General features: G+C 67.9%; 22 protein-coding genes and 1 tRNA gene. 19 read left to right on the top strand and 4 right to left on the bottom strand.

The features are described 5' to 3' along the window. The first annotated feature begins 2 nt into the window (after positions 1-2). Positions 3-572: a hypothetical protein gene (locus tag ABD989_RS16330; protein ID WP_345314287.1), complete on the top strand. Its 570-nt coding sequence runs from the start codon at positions 3-5 to the stop codon at positions 570-572. Here ABD989_RS16330 and ABD989_RS16325 read toward each other — a convergent pair. Continuing rightward, positions 556-1,533, bottom strand: coding sequence for a ribose-phosphate diphosphokinase (locus ABD989_RS16325; protein WP_345314286.1), 978 nt, complete (start codon positions 1,531-1,533; stop codon positions 556-558). The genes ABD989_RS16330 and ABD989_RS16325 overlap by 17 nt on opposite strands. Then, the gene (glmU, locus tag ABD989_RS16320; protein WP_345314285.1) at positions 1,530-2,999 is read right to left on the bottom strand and encodes a bifunctional UDP-N-acetylglucosamine diphosphorylase/glucosamine-1-phosphate N-acetyltransferase GlmU; all 1,470 of its coding nucleotides are present in this window, start codon (positions 2,997-2,999) and stop codon (positions 1,530-1,532) included. Before glmU ends, ABD989_RS16325 begins: the two co-directional genes overlap by 4 nt. Before the next feature lie 87 nt (positions 3,000-3,086). Between glmU and fabG the strand changes: the two genes are divergently transcribed. Next, positions 3,087-3,842 carry a 3-oxoacyl-ACP reductase FabG gene (fabG, locus tag ABD989_RS16315; RefSeq protein WP_345314284.1) on the top strand — a complete coding sequence of 252 codons (756 nt, stop codon included), beginning with the start codon at positions 3,087-3,089 and terminating at the stop codon, positions 3,840-3,842. 7 nt (positions 3,843-3,849) lie between these two features. Here fabG and ABD989_RS16310 read toward each other — a convergent pair whose 3' ends face one another. Then, entirely contained in the window at positions 3,850-5,082 is a 1,233-nt protein-coding gene (locus ABD989_RS16310) for an oxygenase MpaB family protein (RefSeq protein ID WP_345314283.1), read from the bottom strand. 158 nt (positions 5,083-5,240) lie between these two features. Between ABD989_RS16310 and ABD989_RS16305 the strand changes: the two genes are divergently transcribed. From ABD989_RS16305 to ABD989_RS16225, 17 genes are all read left to right on the top strand, one after another. Beyond that, complete coding sequence (locus tag ABD989_RS16305; protein WP_345314282.1) at positions 5,241-5,906, top strand: TetR/AcrR family transcriptional regulator; 666 nt, start codon at positions 5,241-5,243, stop codon at positions 5,904-5,906. 51 nt (positions 5,907-5,957) lie between these two features. Next, positions 5,958-6,362 carry a hypothetical protein gene (locus ABD989_RS16300; RefSeq protein WP_425556551.1) on the top strand — a complete coding sequence of 135 codons (405 nt, stop codon included), beginning with the start codon at positions 5,958-5,960 and terminating at the stop codon, positions 6,360-6,362. A 2-nt stretch (positions 6,363-6,364) separates the two neighbouring features. After that, entirely contained in the window at positions 6,365-6,970 is a 606-nt protein-coding gene (locus ABD989_RS16295) for an SRPBCC family protein (RefSeq protein ID WP_345314280.1), read from the top strand. 147 nt (positions 6,971-7,117) lie between these two features. Beyond that, complete coding sequence (locus tag ABD989_RS16290) at positions 7,118-7,927, top strand: MlaE family ABC transporter permease (RefSeq protein WP_345314279.1); 810 nt, start codon at positions 7,118-7,120, stop codon at positions 7,925-7,927. Further along, positions 7,927-8,787 (top strand): MlaE family ABC transporter permease, encoded by an 861-nt coding sequence (locus tag ABD989_RS16285; RefSeq protein ID WP_345314278.1) that lies wholly within the window; start codon positions 7,927-7,929, stop codon positions 8,785-8,787. Before ABD989_RS16290 ends, ABD989_RS16285 begins: the two co-directional genes overlap by 1 nt. Positions 8,788-8,789: 2 nt before the next feature. Continuing rightward, positions 8,790-10,094 (top strand): MCE family protein, encoded by a 1,305-nt coding sequence (locus ABD989_RS16280; RefSeq protein WP_345314277.1) that lies wholly within the window; start codon positions 8,790-8,792, stop codon positions 10,092-10,094. After that, positions 10,091-11,110: an MlaD family protein gene (locus tag ABD989_RS16275; protein ID WP_345314276.1), complete on the top strand. Its 1,020-nt coding sequence runs from the start codon at positions 10,091-10,093 to the stop codon at positions 11,108-11,110. Before ABD989_RS16280 ends, ABD989_RS16275 begins: the two co-directional genes overlap by 4 nt. Before the next feature lie 9 nt (positions 11,111-11,119). Further along, complete coding sequence (locus ABD989_RS16270) at positions 11,120-12,163, top strand: MlaD family protein (RefSeq protein ID WP_345314275.1); 1,044 nt, start codon at positions 11,120-11,122, stop codon at positions 12,161-12,163. Further along, positions 12,163-13,314, top strand: a complete 1,152-nt coding sequence (locus ABD989_RS16265) for an MCE family protein (RefSeq protein ID WP_345314274.1) — start codon at positions 12,163-12,165, stop codon at positions 13,312-13,314. The genes ABD989_RS16270 and ABD989_RS16265 overlap by 1 nt, the downstream gene beginning before the upstream one ends. Continuing rightward, the gene (locus tag ABD989_RS16260) at positions 13,311-14,546 is read left to right on the top strand and encodes an MCE family protein (protein ID WP_345314273.1); all 1,236 of its coding nucleotides are present in this window, start codon (positions 13,311-13,313) and stop codon (positions 14,544-14,546) included. The genes ABD989_RS16265 and ABD989_RS16260 overlap by 4 nt, the downstream gene beginning before the upstream one ends. Then, positions 14,543-15,772: an MlaD family protein gene (locus tag ABD989_RS16255; protein WP_345314272.1), complete on the top strand. Its 1,230-nt coding sequence runs from the start codon at positions 14,543-14,545 to the stop codon at positions 15,770-15,772. Before ABD989_RS16260 ends, ABD989_RS16255 begins: the two co-directional genes overlap by 4 nt. Next, a complete protein-coding gene (locus ABD989_RS16250; RefSeq protein ID WP_246994404.1) occupies positions 15,762-16,364 on the top strand; it encodes a hypothetical protein in 603 nt (200 codons plus the stop codon). Before ABD989_RS16255 ends, ABD989_RS16250 begins: the two co-directional genes overlap by 11 nt. Before the next feature lie 10 nt (positions 16,365-16,374). After that, complete coding sequence (locus ABD989_RS16245) at positions 16,375-17,322, top strand: oxygenase MpaB family protein (RefSeq protein ID WP_246994411.1); 948 nt, start codon at positions 16,375-16,377, stop codon at positions 17,320-17,322. Positions 17,323-17,339: 17 nt separating this feature from the next. Next, positions 17,340-18,245, top strand: a complete 906-nt coding sequence (locus ABD989_RS16240; protein ID WP_345314271.1) for an oxygenase MpaB family protein — start codon at positions 17,340-17,342, stop codon at positions 18,243-18,245. Next, the gene (locus ABD989_RS16235) at positions 18,242-18,931 is read left to right on the top strand and encodes a GntR family transcriptional regulator (RefSeq protein ID WP_345314270.1); all 690 of its coding nucleotides are present in this window, start codon (positions 18,242-18,244) and stop codon (positions 18,929-18,931) included. The genes ABD989_RS16240 and ABD989_RS16235 overlap by 4 nt, the downstream gene beginning before the upstream one ends. A 40-nt stretch (positions 18,932-18,971) precedes the next feature. Further along, a tRNA-Gln gene (locus ABD989_RS16230) sits at positions 18,972-19,043 on the top strand. Positions 19,044-19,079: 36 nt separating this feature from the next. Further along, positions 19,080-19,361 carry a hypothetical protein gene (locus ABD989_RS16225; protein WP_246994417.1) on the top strand — a complete coding sequence of 94 codons (282 nt, stop codon included), beginning with the start codon at positions 19,080-19,082 and terminating at the stop codon, positions 19,359-19,361. Between the two features lie 107 nt (positions 19,362-19,468). Here ABD989_RS16225 and ABD989_RS16220 read toward each other — a convergent pair whose 3' ends face one another. Then, entirely contained in the window at positions 19,469-19,795 is a 327-nt protein-coding gene (locus ABD989_RS16220) for a hypothetical protein (RefSeq protein ID WP_246994419.1), read from the bottom strand. Positions 19,796-20,205: the final 410 nt, after the last annotated feature.

Raw genomic sequence — 20,205 nt, 5'->3', positions numbered from 1 at the left:
CCGTGAAGAAGATGAAAGTGTGGCACGCGGTCGTCGCCCTTGCCGTGGGGTTCGTCGGCACCGTCCTGGCGGTGCCCGGGACCGCGCACGCGTGCAGTTGCGTCGCACTGGCACCGCAGTCGGTGATCGAGCAGTCCGACGCGGTGGTGCTCGGTACCGCCGTCGAGGTGCGCGAAGAGACGAACAGTCGCACCTACGTCGTCGAGGTGAAGCAGAGCTATCGGCAGCGCGTGCCCGCGCGGATCGAAGTCCGCACCCCGTCGCAGTCCGCCGCGTGCGGGGTGGAGCTGACGTTGGGCCAGGAGCGGTTCCTCGTCTTGAGCGCCCCGGTCGACGGCCCCGCCGACCCGACGCACTGGCGGGCGAGTCTCTGCTCCAACCTGATGTCCGCCGACGACATCCACGCCTATGCGGGTGCGTCGCTGGCGCCGGTCGGCGCACTCGACTCCGCCAACGACGACGGCCCCGGCGAACTCTCCGCGGGCGTGATCGCCGGGATCGTCGTCGGGGCCGTCGGGGGACTGGTGGTCCTGGCCGCTGCCGGGGTGGCGGTGGCTAGGCGCTTCCGTTGAACAGGCTGGTGACTGAGCCGTTCTCGAAGACCTCGCGGATGGTCTGCGCCAGCAGCGGAGCCATCGACAGGACGGTCAGGTTGTCGAACTGCTTCTCCGGCGGGATCGGCAGGGTGTCGGTGGCGATCACTTCCTTGGCGCCGCAGGCGGCCAGGCGGGTGGCCGCGGGCTCGGAGAACACGCCGTGCGTGGTGGCGATGATGACGTCACCGGCACCGGCCTCCTTGAGCACGGTCACCGCGCCGGCGATGGTGCCGCCGGTGTCGATCATGTCGTCGATCAGGACGCAGGTCTTGCCCGCCACGTCGCCGACCACGCGGTTGGACTTGATCTGGTTGGGCACATCGGGGTCGCGGGTCTTGTGGACGAAGGCCATCGGCGCGCCGTCGAGGGCGTCGGCCCACTTCTCGCCCACCTTGACGCGACCGGCGTCGGGGGAGACCACGCAGATGTTGTCGGTGCCGTAGTTGGCGCGGACGTACTCGGCCAGCTGACCCTGCGCGTGCATGTGGTCCACCGGGCCGTCGAAGAAACCCTGGATCTGGTCGGTGTGCAGGTCGACGGTGATGATGCGGTCGGCGCCGGCGGTCTTGAGCAGGTCGGCGATCAGGCGAGCGGAGATCGGCTCGCGGCCGCGGTGCTTCTTGTCCTGACGCGCGTACGGGTAGAAGGGGAGGATCGCGGTGATGCGCTTGGCCGATCCGCGCTTGAGCGCGTCGATCATGATCAGCATCTCCATGATCCAGTGGTTCATGGGTGCCGGGCAGCTCTGCATCACGAAGGCGTCGCTGCCGCGCACCGATTCCTCGAAGCGCACAAAGATCTCGCCGTTGGCGAAGTCGCGGGCCGTTTGAGGAGTTACCTCGACGTCGAGCTGCTGTGCCACCGCCTCCGCCAGTTCGGGGTGGGCACGTCCGGAGAACAGCATCAGGTTCTTTTGGACGTCGGTGGTCATGCTCATGACTTGCTCTCCTCTTGCGCTGTCCGGGCTGCTTCGGCGGCACGGCTGGTGGGTCGTTTCTCCAAGACCCAGTTCTCGATGTTGCGCTGGCGTCCGGCTGAGACGGCCAGTGCCCCGGGCGGAACATCCTCGCGGACGACAGTGCCGGCACCGGTGTAGACGCCGTCGCCGATGGTGATCGGTGCGACGAACATGTTGTCCGACCCGGTTCGGCAGTGTGAGCCGATCACGGTGCGGTGCTTGTGCTCCCCGTCGTAGTTGACGAAGACGCTGGAGGCTCCGATGTTGGAGTGCTCGCCGATCTCGGCGTCGCCGACGTAGGTCAGGTGCGGCACCTTGCTGCCCGCACCGATCTGCGCGTTCTTGGTCTCGACGAAGGTGCCGATCTTCCCGTCGGCGCCGAGGCGGGTGCCCGGACGCAGGTAGGCGAACGGTCCGACGAGTGCGTCCTCGCCGATCTCCGCATCGCTGCCGTGGGTGCGGATCACCTGCGCGCGGTCGGCCACGGTCACGTCGGTCAGCGTGGAGTCGGGTCCGATCACCGCGTCGGCGCCGATCGCGGTACTGCCGTGCAGCTGGGTGCCGGGCAGGATCTGCGAGTCCTGACCGATGGTCACGTCGACGTCGATCCAGGTGGTGGCGGGATCGACGATGGTCACGCCGTTGAGCTGGTGTCGGCGGATCACGCGCCGGTTCAGTTCGGCGGCGAGTTCGGACAGTTGCGCGCGGTCGTTGCAGCCGGCCACGACGACGGGGTCGGCGACGATGTGCGAGCGGACCACGCGGCCGGCGTCGCGGGCGACCTTGACCACGTCGGTCAGGTAGAACTCGCCCTGCGCGTTGTCGGTCGACAGTCCGCGCAGCGCCATACGGAGGACCTCGGCGTCGAAGGCGTAGATGCCCGCGTTCACTTCGTCGATCTCCAGCTGAGCCGGCGACGCATCCTTGTGTTCGACGATCGCGGTCACGTCGCCGTCGGTCCGCTCGATCCGGCCGTACCCGGTCGGGTCGGCGACGGTGAAGCTGGTCAGGGTGACGGCCGCCGCGGGTGCGGCGGTGTGCGTGGCGACGAGGTCGTGCAGGGTCTCGGCGTCCAGGAGCGGCGCGTCGGCCACGGTCACCAGGACGGTGCCGGTGAAGTCGTCGGGCAGCGCGCTGAGCCCGGCGCGCGCGGCGTCGCCGGTGCCGAGGGGCTGGTCCTGCAGTGCGACGGCCACCTCGCGGCCGAGGTCGTCGGCGATGCGGGCGATCTCGGCTTCCACGCGTTCGCGTTCGTGGCTGACCACTCCCACCAGGTGGGTGGGTGCGATGCCGTGGGCGCCGTGCAGCGCGTGGCCCACCAGGGAACGTCCGGCGATCTTGTGCAGGATCTTGGGCGTCTTGGACTTCATCCGGGTACCCGCTCCCGCTGCCAGAACAATGACGGCCAGGGTGCCGTCGTGTGACCTGGTGGGGTGTTCGGGCATCGAAGTCCTCCGCAGGGGGTCTGGCGATGGGGGTGCAGTTCGCAGCGTGCGGGAGAAATCCTACGCACTCGAAGTAGGGTTTCCGCCATGACCACTCAGAAAGTAGCAATTGTCACCGGAGCGGCCCGCGGAATCGGTGCTGCAGTGTCCCGTCGCCTCGCCGAAGACGGCATGGCCGTCGCTGTCCTCGATCTGGACGGCAAGGCCTGCGCCACGACCGTCGAATCCATCACCGCCGCAGGTGGGAAGGCCATCGCCGTCGGTTGCGATGTGTCCAACGAGGAGCAGGTCCTCGCCGCCGTCGACGCCGTCACCGAGCAGCTCGGTGCGCCGACGGTGTTGGTCAACAACGCGGGTGTGATCCGTGACAACCTTCTGTTCAAGATGAGCGTCGACGACTGGGACACGGTCATGGCCGTGCACCTGCGTGGCGCCTTCCTGATGAGCCGCGCCTGCCAGCGCCACATGCTCGATGCCGGCTGGGGCCGCATCGTGAACCTGTCGAGCACCTCGGCGCTGGGCAACCGCGGCCAGGCCAACTACTCGGCGGCCAAGGCCGGCATGCAGGGCTTCACCAAGACCCTCGCGCTGGAACTGGGTCGCTTCGGCGTCACCGCCAACGCGATCGCGCCGGGCTTCATCGAGACCGAGATGACCCGCGAAACCGCGGAGCGCATCGGCGTGCCGTTCGACGACTTCATCGCCGCCTGCGCCGCCGACAGTGCGGTGAAGCTGGCCGGCCAGCCCGACGACATCGCCAACGCCGTCTCGTTCTTCGCCGACGAGCGCGCTCGCTACGTCTCCGGTCAGGTCCTCTACGTGGCCGGCGGCCCCAAGGCCTGACGGGTTCTCAGCGGTAGTTCGGGTTGTTGTACACCGGGATCGTGATGTTGATCGGCAGCCGCAACTCGGACATGTACAGCAGCACGAACTGCCGCAGGAATTCGTCGAACAACCAGTAGGCCTTCGGCGGCAGCCCGACGTCGAGCAGTCCCTCGCGAACCATCACGTATGGTCCCCACGCGGTCTCCAGCAGCGGCGACCAGACGGGTTCGCGAGGGATGCGCAGCCAGCCGGCGATGTCGTCGCCGAGCATGTAGCGGGTGATCGCGCCCAGCACCCCGCGGCTGAGCAGACTCAGATCGAGGTTGTGTCCCAGGTCGAGCAGCATGCTCGCCAGCCGACGGCCTTCCTCGGTGGGGGCGAGGATCGGGTCGAGGACCTGACGGGCCTGGCTCTCCGCGCTCGCCCACGTGGCGGGGATGTATTCGTCCTTGATGCCGAGCATGTGCGCGCTCAGCTGCCAGGTGTGCAGGAAGCCCTCGCCTTCGGCGCGGTCCACCGGCACCCCCCATTTGCGGAACTGGCGCATCGCGCTGGTGGGCAGGCTGTGCCAGGTGACCATCATGTCGGCCTGGCTGATCGGCAGCTTCTCGTGCGGCTGCGCCCCGCTCGACCAGTGCGGCGACTTCGGCAGCAGGTACCGGACGCCGGAATGTGCGAGGCGGGTCTTGACACACGTGATCATCATTTCGCCGTCCGGGGCGAAGGCGTTGGACGTACCGACGTCGTAGCCCAGCTTGGCGGTCTTGGTGATGCGGTCCTTCAGGTCCGCACCGCCCTTGGAGTAGTACACCGCGCGCGCCTCGCGGGGGATCACCGTGCTCATCATGCCGCTGACGAAGCCGTAGATGATGCCCAGGTAGGTGCCGCGCTTGTCGTTGAACCGCGCTCCGGCGGCGAGCTTGCCGTGGTCGGCCCAGGCGGGGAGTCGTCGTGCCTCGGTGAGGAAGTCGCGCAGGTCCTTCGGCAGGCCGGCCGGCAGCGGTTGACCGTTGCGTGTCCAGTGCTTGAGCAGGCGGTTGACCTTGTCGATGTCGCCCTTCTGGGCGAGATCGGCCACCACGTCGTCGCAATCGGGATCCCAGACGTCGTGCGGATCTTTCCCGGTCCCTTCGCCGGGGACCGCGCCGGCCGGGGACCACGTCCACGGTGTGCCGCCCCCGGCGAGGGACAGTGCGCCGGCGGTGCCGAGTGCGGCACCGCCCAGCAGTGCGGTCCTCCGATTGAACGAATGTGTCATGACGATGCTCCTGACCCGCGTGACGCGATCCCCGACTGTGAAACAATTGAACTCAGTTTGTAACATGCAGTGGCGGGGGTCACAAGCGATTGCGCGATACCGCGGTGCCGTAGCGTTGACTGCGGGTCCGGGTGAGGAGAAAAGGTGTGCCATCTGACGTGACGACGCAGGAGCAGGATTCGCTGCTCGGTCGGGCGCTGCGCGGCGCCACTCGCGATGCGGCGCGGCCTCCCGCTGGGCGCGAGGACAAGACGCGCACCAAGCTGCTCGACGCCGCGTACGACCAGTTCTGCGAGACCGGTATCTCCCGGGCTTCGATGGAGGAGGTGGCGCGTCGGGCGGGTACCGCGCGCATCACCATCTACCGGAAGTTCGAGAACAAGGACGCCCTCGTCGAAGCCGTGATGCTGCGCGAGTTTCAGCGCTACTTCGGCGAGTTTCTCGTGGAGATGGGCAACGCGAAGACCGTGGCCGACCGCGTGGTCGCCGGGTTCGTCACCTCGCTGCGCACCATCGGCGGCAACCCGCTCATCCGGCGACTCCTCGAGATCGAGGCTGCGGCGGTGCCCGGACTGGTGGGCGGCGGGGACAACCGCACGATGTTTCAGGTGCGCGATTTCGTCGCCGAGCAGATCCGTCGCGAGCAGGAGGCGGGCAACATCGCGGTCGACGTCTCCACGATGCTCGCCGCCGACGTGATGGTGCGGCTGACCGGTTCGCTGCTGACCTCGCCGAGCGACCTCATCGAGCTCGACGACGAGGAGGCGCTGACGGCGATGGCGCGGGAGTTCATCCTTCCGGTGGTGGGGCTCCGCGCGGAATGACGCTCGATCTGGCACGATCGATCAATGAAACAGAAGTCGATAGTTTGTAACATGGCGTTGGTGGCGGCCCTTGCCGCCGGCGGACTGATGGCGGCGAGCGCGGGTCCGGCGGCCGCCGCGGCCGTACCGACCGTGTCGGTGACCGCCTCCGGGGCGACGGACTGGCAGATCACCTTCGATCGCGGGGATGCTGCGGGTGCTGCGCGATGCGTGGTCTGGGTGGGCGGCCGTGCCGCCGTGGAATCGAAGGTGGTCCCCGAGTCGCAGGAATCCGGGGCGCCGCGACTGCGCACCGCGGTGCTGCCGGGGCGCGCGGTGCTGCCGGGGCGGCACGCCGTCCGCGTTCGATGCGGGCGTTCGGTGAGTCCGACGGTGTGGCTGCACGCGCCGCGCAACCAGCTCAACGACATCGGCACCTGGCTGTCCAACAGCACCGCCGGCCTCGTCGGGTACTGATCGTGAACGCCTGGAGCATCGTCCTGCTGGTGGTGGCGGTCCTCGCGCTCGGCGGGGTGGCAGGTCTGGTCGCGCTGTACGTCGCGATCAGGTTGGCCGCGCGACCCGACCGCGCGCCGGTGCGGCCGATCTCTGCGGACGGATTGGATCACTACTTCCGTCGGTGCGCGGGCTTCGCGGTCACGGTGACCGCGACCACGGCCCTGGACGTCGACGAGGCATTCGCCCGGCTCGTCGGGCGACCGTATCTGTCGAGCCTGCCGTTCCTGTCGGGCCCGCACTGGCGGTCGGATGCACGTGGAATCGGCGCCGGGCGCACGATGTCCGGCACGGTCTTCGGTGTCGCCGAGGTGGTGGTCGTCGACGATCCCGGGCGCGAGATCGCGTTGACCGGAACGGCGGTCTGCGTGCCGTGGACCATTCGCGATTTCGCCGAGCGATTCGAGGTGGTCGATCGCGGCGACGGTCGGCTTGTCGAGTGGACGATCGCGGGCACGCCGCGGTGGGTCGGCTGGCTGCCGTGGCGGCTGCTGGCGCCGATCGCCCGCCCGGTTTTCGCTTTTGTGCTGCGACATGTCTTGCGCCCCAGGATGTTTCGCGCAATGTAACGATTTTCTAGAAAGTGTTTCATTTCATATTTGATGCATGTTACGGTTTGCCCGTGGTTGTAACAACGACCATGCGAGGTCGGGGGACCGCAACGACGGATTCGCCGACCCGCGACGACTGGGTGTCACCTTCGATGGGGGTCAAAGATGGCGTTCGAACTGCCCGCGCCCAAGGGGCCGGTACGTGATCTGGCGGTAGAAGCCGGACACACTCTCGGGTTTGCGTTGCAGTCGATCGGCGCGCTCGTCGTCGCGGTCCTCCGATTTCGCCTCTCGATCAGTGAGACGCTGAACCAGACCGTGTTCATCGGTCGGGTCAGCACGGGACCGTCACTGCTGCTGATGATTCCGGTCGGCGTCTTCATCGCGGTCTCGGTGGGCGAACTCGCCGGCCGGATCGGGGCCGGCGGCTACTCCGGCGCGGTGGTGGCCTTCGTGATCGTCGGCCAGGCCGCGGCTCTGGTCTGCGCGCTCATGATGGCCGGCGTCGCCGGATCGGCGATCTGCACCGACCTGGGCTCGCGGAAGATCCGCGAGGAGGTCGACGCGCTGGAAGTGATGGGCGTCAACGTGATCGAGCGCCTGGTGGCGCCGCGGATCGCCGCCGCGATCATCGTCTCGCTGGTGCTCTGCTCGCTCATCACCGTCGTCGGCGTCGGCGCCTGCTACCTCTACCACCTGTACGTCCAGCACCTGCCCGCCGGAGCGTTCATGGCCACGTTCAGTCAGTACGGACGGACCAGCGACTTCGTGATGGCGCTGGTGAAGGCGACCATGTTCGCGCTGCTGTCGACGATCGTCGCCTGCTTCAAGGGGCTGCACGCCCGCGGCGGACCGAGCGGAGTGGCCGACGCGGTCAACGAAGCCGTGGTGATCGCCTTCGCGCTGGTCTTCATCTTCAACACCATCCTCTCCGAGCTGTACTCGGTGATGGTCCCCGCGGTGGGGGCGTTCTGATGGTGGTCCTCGACAACACCCTGCGCGTCCGCAGCGATCTCCGACGACGGGTCGGCACGGTCTCCGACTCCGTGGTGCGGCTGGGCGAGTACGTGACGTTCATCGTGCGGGCGATCGCCGCGGTCCCGTACACGCTGGTGCACTACCGCAAGCACGTGGTCCGGCAGATCGCGGAGATGACCTTCGGGACCAAGACGCTGCTGTCCGGCGGCGGCACCATGGGCATCGTGCTGGCGATGTCGTTGGCCGCGGCGATGATGCTCGGCGTCGAGACCTACCGCGGTCTGCAACTGGTCGGCATGACCTCGCTGTCGGGCATGCTCGCGGCGATCGCCAACACCCGCGAGCTCGCGCCGGTGGTGGTGGCCATTGCCTTGGCCGCCAAGGTCGGCACCGGCTTCACCGCGCAGATCGGCGCCATGCGGATCTCCGACGAGATCGCCGCGCTCGACGTGATGGCGATCCGCTCGGTCCCGTTCCTGGCCACCACCCGGATGATCGCGGCGATGGTCTGCGTGCTGCCGATCTACATGATCGGCCTGCTGGCCAGCTACATCGCCACCCGCCTGGTGGTGGTGTGGTTCAACGGGGAATCGCCGGGCACCTACGACTACTACTTCCACCTGGCACTGACGCCCACCGACCTGCTCTATTCGGCGATCAAGGCCGTGGTCTTCGCGGCGATCGTGACCCTCGTGCACTGCTCCTACGGCTACTTCGCCTCCGGTGGTCCCGAGGGCGTGGGCCAGGCCGCCGGCCGGGCGCTGCGGACCTCGATTCTCGCGATCGGCATCTTCGACGTGATCTTCACCTTCGGTCTGTGGGGTCTGGTCCCGCAGATCCCGGGATTGGGGTTGTAGCCATGACGGTGATGCTGCCGGGCCAGCCGGTCTCCCGCTGGGCCTATATGGTGCGCGCCTTGATCGCGGGCCTCCTCATCCTCGCCTTTTCGGTCTGGATGGTCGCCCGGAGCACGGGTGTCCTCTCCTCCGATCCCAAGGTGTACGCGGAGATTCCGGTGTCCGCCGGACTGATCCAGACCGGCGCGCCGGTGCGGTACCACGGCGTGAAGGTCGGGGAGATCACCTCGATCGACGCGGGGTCGGACTCCTCGCGCATCGGGTTGACCATCGACGAGGGCGCACTCGATCTGATTCCGGCCACCGTGGTGATCCGCGTGCTGCCGCGCACCTTCTTCGGCGACATCTACCTGCAGCTGGTTCAGCGGCCGGGAGCGCCTGTGCAGCAGGGGAAGTCGCTCACCCCGGGTGCTGAGCTGGCCGTCGACGACGGGCCGGATGCGGTGAACCTCTATGACATCTTCACCAAACTGTCCGACCTGATCGCCGAGGTGGAGCCGGACCAGGTGAACGTGGCGTTGGCGGCGGTCAATCGGGCCGTCGGCGGTCGCGGCCAGGAACTCGGCGTGATGATCGACGACTGGTGGGCGGCCTCGCAGGAGTTGGAGTCGACGGTGCACCGTTTCCTCGACGCCACCCCGGAGTTCCGGCGCGTCGCCGAGTCGCTGCGCCGCGCGACACCCGACGTCATCGAGACTCTGAACTCGGTCACCAACATCTCGCGCGGGATCGTCGAGCACGACGACGAGCTGGCCGCGTTCTTCACCAGCGCGCTCGGATTCGTCAGTGCGACAGGAGAATTCATTGCCGCCGAGCGGAAGAATCTGATCACGGTCCTCGACGCCACCGGCAAGATCCTGGCCACCGTCGCCGAGCAGCCGTCCGGGATCAGCACCACGATCACCGAGGCCGGCAAGTTCGGCGCGGCCGGGACCATCCTGTTCGCCACCGGGCGGTTCAACATCACCGCGGTACCGACCTTCTCCGAGCCGATGCCGTACACCGGGGCCGACTGCCCGACGTACGGGAGCCTGCGCGGCGCCCAGTGCTTCGGCACCGGCTCGCCGAACGGGCGCGGTGCGGTGCGTGCACCGGGGGAGGGCAATTCGACTGTGCTGCAGCGGAAGCCGCGGAACACGCCGGCCGCGTACACCGGGCCCGAAGTGATCGACGGAAAGGCGGAGTCTGCCGCGATGGGCCGTATCCAGTCGGCGGTGGCGCCCGCCTCGGCATCCGGCACGCCGAACGCTGCCACGGTGCTCATGCTCGGGCCGATGGTCCGCGGGAACCAGGTGGAACTGTCATGACCAAGGTCTCGTACCTGACGGCGACCAAGGCGTTCGTCTTCATCCTCGTCGGCATCATCGCCGCGACGCTGACCGTCAACACCCTGCGGGTTCCGGTGCGCGGAGCGGCCGACACCTACGTGCTGATGTTCACCGACGCCGAGGGTCTGGTGGAGGGTAATCCGGTCAAGATGTCCGGGGTGCGCATCGGCCGGGTCTCCGAGGTGAGCCTCGATCCGCAGTCCGGCGGCAAGGCGCTGGCGCGGGTGTCGGTCCAGATCGAAGCCGCGCACCCGGTACCCGAACGGGTGCACGCCGCGGTGCGGTACGGCGACATGCTCGGCGCGCGCTACATCGCGCTGTCGGATGCGGGACCGGATGCGCCGGCCCGCGAGGGCAACCGCGTGTCGGTCGCCGCGACCAGTGCGCCGGTGAATCTCACGGCGCTGATGAACGGCTTCGAGCCGTTGTTCGCCTCGCTCGAACCCGACCAGGTGAACGACCTGGCCCAGGGCTTCGTCGACACGTTCGCCGGTCGCACCAAATCGGTGGACCTGCTGCTGCGGCAGATCGGCAACATGGGCGCGAACCTGTCCGACAACGCCACTGTGTTCGCCCAGCTCGTCACCAACCTGAACACGTTGATGGGCAGCGCCGATGCGCGCAGCGGGCAGCTCACCGAGCTGTTCGCCGGCCTCGGGCAGCTGACCTCGGCCATCGTCGGCGACGACGGAGAGCTGACCCGGCTGCTGGACTCCGGCGACCGGGCACTCGGGTCGCTCGCGCAGATGATGACGACGGCCGGGTCGTCGTTCGCCGACTCGCTGAGCGGGCTGCGTGACGTCACCGGCGCGTGGATCCCGCAGACCCAGCAGTTCGACACCTTCCTAGCTCGGATGCCGGTGCTCGCCGACCGAATCAACCACAGCGGACGCTACGGGGGCTTCATGATGCTGTACCTCTGCAACTTCACCCTCAAGGGTTTCGATCTGGAGGCCAACATCTTCGGCCCGCTGCATTCGCCGGTGTGCAGGTAGGGGCGGGGCATGTTTCTGGTTCGACTCATCGACGTTTTCGTCGGCATCCTGGAGTTCGTCTTCAAGTCCGACAAGCGCGGGCAGGGCGCGTCGCCCGCGGTGCTCGGCACCGCAGGCATCCTCACGCTGGTGGTCCTGGTGCTGGTGGCCATCGGCATCCCGCGGATCTCCTACCACGTGAAGACCTCGCCGTACTCGGCCGAACTGGCCAATGCGGGCGGGCTCACCACGTCTGATCCGGTGCTGGTGGCGGGCGTCCCGGCCGGGCGCATCGAATCCATCGAGCTGGCCGGCGACCGCGTGCGGGTCGGCTTCCGGCTCGACAACGTTCAGCCGCTCGGCGACCAGACTCGGGCGACGGTGCGACTGCGCACCGTCCTGGGCAAGCGGTACTTCGAGGTGATCCCCGCCGGCTCCGGCCAGGTCGGGGAGAACAACACGATTCCGTTGTCGCGCACCGACTCTCCGTACACGCTCGACGACATCTCGTCCGATGCGGTCGACTCGTCGGCGGAAGTGGATCCGCAGGTGGTGCGCTCCATGATGACCACGCTGCGGGCTCTGGTTCCCGACTCCGATGAGCTGTCCGGCGCGATGGACGGGGTCGGCGGGGCGGCCCTGGCCGTCTCCGGCACCGGCGCCCAACTCGATCAGCTGCTCCGAGTGGCCAAGCGGCTGGCGGATGTGACTGCGAGCCAAGCAGATTCGCTGTCGAACGCGATGGGCAGCACGCAGGCGATCGTGCAGACGCTGGTGGTCCGCAAGGTGGTCCTGACGCGCCTCGTCGACAACCTGCGCCTGGTGCTCTCCACCATGGCCGAGACCTTCCCGACCGTTCCGATGGGAGAACTGGTGACGAATGTGGCCGCGGTGACGGGCACGCTCAAGAGCAATGTCGACCAGATCGACCAGCTCCTCAAGAAGCTGCCGCCGGCGATGCGGACCATCACCGACGCGACGGGCAACGGCAACTGGGCTGACGTGTCCTCGCCGTCGGCCGTGATTCCGGACGGCATGCTGTGCGTGCTCGGCGTGATGACGGGGTGCCGCTGATGGCTTTCCGTCAAGTCCGCGAAGTGCGGCAGCGCAAGCGCTACGGCGGCCGGATCTTCCTGGCCCTGCTGGTGGTCACCACCCTGGTGGTGGGCGGCTGGTTCGTTCTGGTGCGCAAGCCCGACGTGCGCACCGTGCACGCCGACTTCTCCTTCGTGAACGGGTTGTTCACCGGTTCCAAGGTGACCGTCCTCGGGGTGCCGGTGGGCCGGATCGACGAGTTGTCGGCGCGCGGCGACCACGTGCGGGTCACGATGACCGTCGACGGTGCCGTCGACCTGCCTGCCGACGTCTCCGCCTACGTGCTGAACCCGTCGGTGATCAGTGAGCGACACCTCGAGTTGGGCCCGGCGTACACCGGCGGCCCGATGCTCGCCGACGGCGCGACCATTCCGCTGAGCCGGACGCACGCGCCGATCGGGTTCGACCAGCTGCTCGGCAGCCTCGGCGCTCTCACCGACATCCTCGGTCCCGGGGAGGGACCGGACACCACGGACCTGGGCACCCTGGTGTCCAAAACCGCGCAGTCGTGGGACGGCCGCGGACCGGAATTTCAGCAGGCCCTCGACCAGTTGGCCTCGGCCAGCGGCATCGTCGGTGCCCGCAGCGAGGACGTGGAAGGCCTGATCACCGGACTCAACCGACTGATGGCGTCGTTCCACGCCAAGCAGGTCTCGTTGGACGGGCTGATCTCCTCGATGGGCGAACTGTCGACGCAGTGGGCGGGGACCGATCAGGACATCGCGACGCCGATCGCCGACCTGCGCGTGGTCTTCGACCAGATCAACGCCTTCGTTCTGCAGCACGGCGACCAGGTCGGCACGGTGGCGGCCAACCTGGAGGAGCTCGGTCGGGTGTTGGTGGCCAACCAGTCCGGCCTGGCCGAGTTCATGGACCTGGCGCCGCTGATGATGCAGAACCTGTCGGGCACCATCGGGCCGGATCGGCGCGGGCGGATCCGCCTCAACGTGTCCACCACGCTCACCCAGTTCAAGACGCTCAAGCCGCTGTGCGACCGCTTCCCCATGCCGATCTGCATCGGGGCCGGCCTCACCAATCCGATCTCGTTCCCGATCTCCGCCTCCGATCCGCTCGGGATCGTGTCGGCGGTGACCGGTGGACAGCTGCCGCCGAAGGAGGGTCCGCGATGACTGCACGTCGGACAGCGAAGCGGGGCCGCCTGGTGGCGGTGAGTCTGGCCGCCACCCTTTCTGCGGTAACGGTGAGCGGCTGCGCCTACGGGCTGCAGGATCTGCCGGTGGCCGGTGTCGCCGAGACCTTCCCGGTGACCGCGGACCTGCGCACCGCCGACGGGGTGGTCAGCGGCGCCGACGTGCGCAGCGGCCAGCAGATCGTCGGTCGCGTCACCGACATCGCCCTGGTCGACGGCCAGGCGCGCCTGACGCTGAGCCTCGACGGCGACACGTCGTTGCCGGCGAATGTGCAAGCCGCCGTGGAACTCCCGTCCGCGCTGGGCACGCCGTTCATCCGGCTCACCGAACCGGATCAGCCCGAAGGACGGCTGACGGCGGGCTCGCGCATCGACGTCTCCGAGACGTCGCTGGGGCCGCAGGTGGAGAGCACGCTCGCGGCACTGGGCAACCTCGTCACCGGTAGCGGTGTGGGGCAGATCCAGTCGGTGATGCAGAGCCTGAACGAGGCCTTCGCGACCCGCTCGGACAAGGTCGGCGACCTGATCGACACCTTGAACCGGCTGCTCAGCAGGTCGTCGACCTACACGGCCGACTTCAACGCGGCGATGCAGGCGGCCGCGGACGTGACCAGTCTGCTGGCCGCGCAGGAGAGCAAGGTCGCCGAGTTCCTCGAGCAGACGCCCGCGGCGGTCAATGTCCTTGCCCGCCAACGAGATCAGATCGCTGGGCTGATGAGCCTCACCAGCGGCCTGGCCGCGAACCTCGACACCATCACGCAGGGTCGTCGCGCCGACCTCAACCAGTTGGTGCCGGACGCACAGAAGCTGGTGGACGCGCTCGCGAGCGTCAACGGCGAGGTGGGAGCGACGCTCGGGCAGATGAACTCGTTCATGGCGAACATGTCGCGCGCGATCCGCGGCGACTACCTCGTCTTCGACGGCGCGCTGGACATCCCGGGCGGTATCGACAAGATCCTCACCGGCGGCCTGCTGCTGTCCGGGCAGCCGCTGCCGACGCCCGGTGAACTCGCCGACCTGCTGTCCGGCGGTCTGGGTGCCCCGAAGAGTTCAGCCCCGAAGAGTTCAGCCCCGAAGAGTTCAGCCCCGAAGAGTTCAGCGCCGAAGAGTTCAGCGCCGAAGAAGAAGACTGCCCCGAAGAAGGCGGCCCCCACGGCGAGCAAGGCGCCCGAGAAGTCCGGTGCTCCGACGACCAAGGAGGGATCGCGATGAGGGATCGGTTTCCCACGGGCACGTTCCAGTTTCTGCTCTTCGTGGTGATCTCGGCGCTCGTCATCCCGTTCGGGATCGACTACATCGCCGGGCCGGAAGGATTCGGCGACAAGCTGCGGCTGCACGCGCAGATGGACGACGCCTTCGGCCTCACGCCGGGCACCGGGGTCACCGTGCGCGGCGTCGACGTCGGCACGGTGTCGGAGGTGCAGCTGCGCACCGACGGCCGCGGCGCCGACGTGCAGCTGGTGGTGCGCGGTGACACGCGCATCCCGAGCGACTCGTTCCTGCAGGTCACGATGGCGTCGATGGCCGGCATTCAGAGCGTCGACATCGTGACCGGCCGCGACAACGGTGTGTACCTGCAGGACGGTGCCGCGATCGTCGCCCCCGCCGAGAAGCAGCCGATGCAGATGGACGAGCTGATCGGCGAGGCCGCGAAGGTGCTGGCCACGTTCCGCACCGGTTCGGTCGCCACCGTCAGCACCGAGCTGGCGCAGGCCTTCGGCGGCGACCAGGAGTCGCTCGCCAAGCTCATCACCAACGGCGCGGCCCTGGCGAAGGTGGTGCGCCGCAACGCGCCGATGCTGAAGTCGCTGATGGGCGACTGGCTCGACGTGCTCGGCGCCATGGACGACACGCGCGCGAGTTTCGAGACCGGCATGCGGTCGGTGGCGAGCTTCACCGATCAGCTCGATGCGTCGCAGCCGGTATTCGTCTACCTGCTCGATCAGTCGACCGAAGGGTTGGCCAAGGCGACGGCGCTGTTCGACGAGTACCGCGGCACCTTCGGCGGTGTGCTGGCGAATCTGGCGACCGTCGAGCCGATCATCTCTGATCGCACGCCGGCGCTGGCCACCGGTCTGCGCACCATCCCGCAGGGCCTGTTGGATCTGCGGTCCATCGTCAAGAACAACCGGGCCGACTTCGCGTTGATCGGCACGCAGGGCCCGGTGTGCCTGTTCTACGACGAGCCGCGGCGCGCCGTCGGCGACCTCTCACCGTCGCAGCCGAACCTGACGCGCTACTGCCCGCCCGGCGACGGCCTCGGCCAGCGCGGCTCGGTCAATGCGCCGCGGCCGAACGGGCTGGGCACGCAGAACTGGAAGTCGCCCGGCGGGGCGTCCGGTCCGCCGGCCGTCACTGATCCGCTGTTGGTCCCCAACGGCACCGAACTCATGCAGATGTGGTCCGAACTCCTGGAAAGAGCACGAAATGGCAACTGAAACCATCGACAAGCCGGAACTCGACGACGACACCCTCGCCGAAGAATCTGCAGCAGGGGAATCCGCCGCGGCGAAGCCCCGCCGGGTCGCGCCGGTGCGCTCGGCTCGGGTGTCGTGGCAGATGGTGGCCGCCGGCGTCGCGATCGCCGCGCTGCTCGCCGCGGCCGGCTTCTTCGGCTTCCGATTCTTCGCCGATGACGCCTCGACGAAGTCCGGTGCGTCGTCGGATGCGGCGGTACTGGCCGTCGCCAACGACTACGCGGTGAAGCTGTCCAGCTTCGACTACCGCGACCTGGACAAGAACCGGGCGTCGATCACCGCGATGTCCACGCCGGACTTCGGCAAGAAGTACGGCGAGATGGTGGCCGCACTCACCGAGATCGTCGCGAACGGTCAGGGCGAGGCGACCGCCGAGGTGACGCATTCGGCGGTGGCCTCGCTGGAGGGCGATCAGGCGACGGTGCTGCTGTTCGTCGATCAGACGGCCAAGAACGTCGTCGCCCCGGACGGCCGCAGCCAGCCGTACCGCATGGTCGTGAAGCTCAAGAAGGTCGACGGCACGTGGCTCGTCGACGACGTTCAGACGGTGTAGGAGCACTGAGATGACGAACCTGGAGAACCGAACCGGCAGCAAGTACGCGATGAAGTACCTGCCGAACATCGACGTGGAGCGGCCGGAACTGCGGACCGCGGACACCCGCATCACCATCACCACGCGTAAGCGCCGGGTCACCAGCCTGCGCAAGCCCGCCGTGGTGCAGGAGGCGCTCGACTTCTGGTCGTTCTCGGGCGCCGCGGCCAACGTCGTGATGCAGCTCGGCTGGCCGGAAGTGGCCTACGGGGTGATGGAGTCCAAGGTGGAGTCGGGCGCGCTGATGAAGCACCCGTGGAAGCGGGCGCGCACCACCACGCAGTATCTGGCGGTCGCGATCCTCGGTTCCGAGGAGGAGAAGACGGCGTTCCGCGAGGCGGTGAACTCCGCGCACCGGCACGTGAAGTCCGACGAGCGGAGCCCGGTGAAGTACAACGCCTTCAACCGCGAGCTGCAGTTGTGGGTCGCGGCCTGCCTGTTCGTCGGTATCGAGGACAGCCACCAGCTGCTGCACGGGTTGATGGACGAGGAGGAGGCCGAGGGCTTCTATCAGTCGGCCAAGACGCTCGGCACCACGCTGCAGGTGCCCGAGGACATGTGGCCGGCCACCCGCGCCGAGTTCGATCACTATTGGAACACCGCCTGCCAGCGCATCGTCATCGACGACACCACGTGCGAGTTCCTCAACGACCTCGTCGATCTGAAGATGATCAACCCGTTGATCCGGCTGCCCTTCGTGAACCTGCTGCGGTTCCTCACCATCGGGTCCCTGCCGCCGCTGTTCCACGCGCAGCTGGGTCTGGAATGGACCGACGACGATCGACGCCGCTTCGAGCACCTGTTCACGTTCGTCTCGATCGTCAACAAGTTCCTGCCGCGTTCGATCCGCTTCGGCGGCAGCCGCGTGCTGATGAAGGATCTGCAGCGGCGCATGAAGCACAGCCGGGACATGATCTGAGTCGCGAGGGGACCAGGATGTCCACGAAGTCGCGACCGACCCTGCAGCGAATGCTCGACGAGCCGGTCAGCTATCTGCTCTGGCCGCGCGCGGCGCTGATGCAGCTGGCCCATCCGGCGATCGCCCCGACCGAGGTGGAGAGCGGCGCCTACGGCAACCGCGGCGCGCACCGGTGGCGGGCCACCATCGAGTATCTGCGGCTGGTGGCCTCCGACGACGACGAGTCGGTGCGGCTGCTGATCCGCGAGGTGAACCGCATCCATGCGTCGGTGCGGCAGCCGGTCGATCACGACGTCGACCGACCGCGTCGCCCCGCCTTCGATTCGGCCAATCAGGGCTGGGTGGCGGCCACCTGGTTGCACAGCCTGATCGACGCCTACCGGCTGATGATCTCCGACATCGACGACGACGTCCTCGACCAGCTGGTCGTCGACTTCGAGCGGGTCGGAGGATTGCTGCAGATGACGGTGGACGAGTGGCCGCAGGACTACGCCGCCTTCCTGCGGTACATCGAGGCGGGGGAGCGGACCTTCCCGGCACGGCTGCCGCGCTCGGACTCGCGCGACGCGCCCGAACGGCTCCTGCCCGGCGACGTCGCCGCACAGGTCTTCTCCACCTATTCGCTGCCGTTCCGCTACGTGCGGATGGCACCGACGGTCCGGCTGCTGACGTGGGGTGCGGCCGGACCGCAGGTGCGGGAGGTCTACGGCGTCGAGTGGTCGCAGGAGCACCAGCAGCTCTTCGACAAGCGGGTGCGACGCTGGCGGCGACGGATGGCGTGGTGGCCTGGCGTGTGGCGGCGCCGCAACGGCCGCAAGCAGCGTCGTCGTTCCGCGGAACGATTGCGTGAGCACCAGACCCTGGCCTACACGGAGGTCAAAGCGATCGAGCGACGACGATCCCGAACCAAGGAGGATGCGTGAGTGCACCGGTGCGGCGAACCCAGCTGACCGACGAGGTGGCCGATCGGTTGCGAACCCGGATCATCACCGGCCAAGTCCGGCCCGGGGAGTTCATTCGGCTCGACGAGGCTGCAGCCGAGTTCGGCTGCAGCGTCACGCCGGTGCGCGAGGCGCTGGTGACGCTGCGCGGGGAAGGACTGGTGCGCTCGTCGCCGCACCGCGGTTTCATCGTCGACGAGCTCGGTCGGGCCGACATCGAGGACATCTTCTGGATGCAGGCCGAACTGTCCGCACGCCTGGCGACGCACGCGGCGCGCAGCGCCACGTTGGCCGGCGAACTCACCGCGCTGTCCGCGATCGTCTACGACCTCGAGCGCAGCGTCCGTTCCGGGGACGCCGTGCGCGTCGGTGAGCACGAGTACGAGTTCCATCGCCGCGTGAATCTGGCCGGCGGCAGCAAGAAGCTCGCCTGGTTCCTGTCCGCCGCGACGCGGTACACGCCGCACGGTCTGTATACGAGCGATGTGGAGTGGGGTGAGCAGGCGGTGGCGAGCCACCGTCGACTGATCACGCACCTCGCCGACGGCGATGTCGACGCCATCCGTGCGGAGATCCACTGCCGGTTCGTCGACGCCCGAGAACGACTGGTCCGGAGCCTGGAAGCGATCGGTTTCTGGGAGGGCGCCGACCACTCGGCCTCTGCGTGAGCGCTCGGCGGACGCTGTGGCACAATCGAACCCGCATTGATCCGCCGTGGTGTAATCGGCAACACTCCTGATTTTGGTTCAGGCATTTCAGGTTCGAGTCCTGGCGGCGGAGCAACGGTATGCAGGGGAAACAACGGGGGGAAACCGAATGAGCATGCGACGAATCGCGACGATCCTGGCCACCGCGGGTGTGGTGGGCTCCGGTCTGCTCGGGGCGACGACGCTCGCCGCCGGCGAGGCCGCCGCCGGACCGCAGATCACGTGCACCGGTGCGATCTGCAAGAACCGCGGTGACGTGATAGGCATCGGCTTCGGCCAGTACCGCTGCCCCAACGGCATCGTCTACCCGTCGATCGCCATCGTTCCGCCCCGTGGCACGGCGGCCGTCTTCCCGGCCAACTGCAGCCCCGCGCCGAACCTCTACTACTGACCCCTGCCCGCCGGCCTGGCGTGTCGCGACCCTGATCCCGGGTCGCGGTCCGAGCCCCGAGCGCGGCGCGGCAACAGGGTCGCGAAGCGCTCGCACGCACCCTCGCGCTACTGAGCGGGTGACGAGCTCTGCCCCGGCGCGGTGTCCTTGGCCGTCAGCCCGGTGATGCACCAGCCCTGGCTTCGGTCCCGCTCCAGGGCTACTTCGTACGACTGCGTCGTCGCTTGCGCGCTGGCCACCTGAACGGCGGCCCGTCCCGAGTCCCCGTTCACCGAAGCCGGCTGTGTCTGAGTCATCGACCCGGCGGTGTAAGGCGAACCATCCAACGACTGCTTGCCGGCGAAGTCCGCTTGAGCTTCCGTGCATACCGTCCGTTCCACGGCGTCGCCGAGGCCGGCTTCGTTGTACGACGACACGAAGTCTTCGACGGTCACCTGTGCCGCCTTCGCTCCGGTGCCCGGACCGCTCCTGTTGTTGGGGTAGTCGCCGCACGCGGTCGCGCCCGCTACAACGGCGGCTCCTACAGCACCGGAAATGAGGGCTCGAAGAAGTCGCCCGCGACGGGGCTGCCTGGTCTGCATGCCACGACGCTACCCGTTTCCGCCTCTGACCAGCCGAGTTGTGTTCCCGTTCGGCCCTGTGTAACTTAATCCAAGTCGTCAGCGACCAAGTTTCTTCCAGAAATTCGGAATCGCAGGTTGACAAACAGGATCAAGATTGTTTACAGTAGTGATCCTGCCGGTCAGAAAGTCTGGTGCCGGCCTACTGGTGAGGCTGACCACAGCGAGTTGACCGGGACGGGTTCCGGATGTAGTCTGGAACAGTTGCCCGCGAGACGGACAAC

The organism is Gordonia alkaliphila (assembly GCF_039542465.1).
Taxonomy (GTDB): Bacteria; Actinomycetota; Actinomycetes; order Mycobacteriales; family Mycobacteriaceae; genus Gordonia; species Gordonia alkaliphila.
This window is presented reverse-complemented; position numbering and strand designations above follow the sequence as displayed.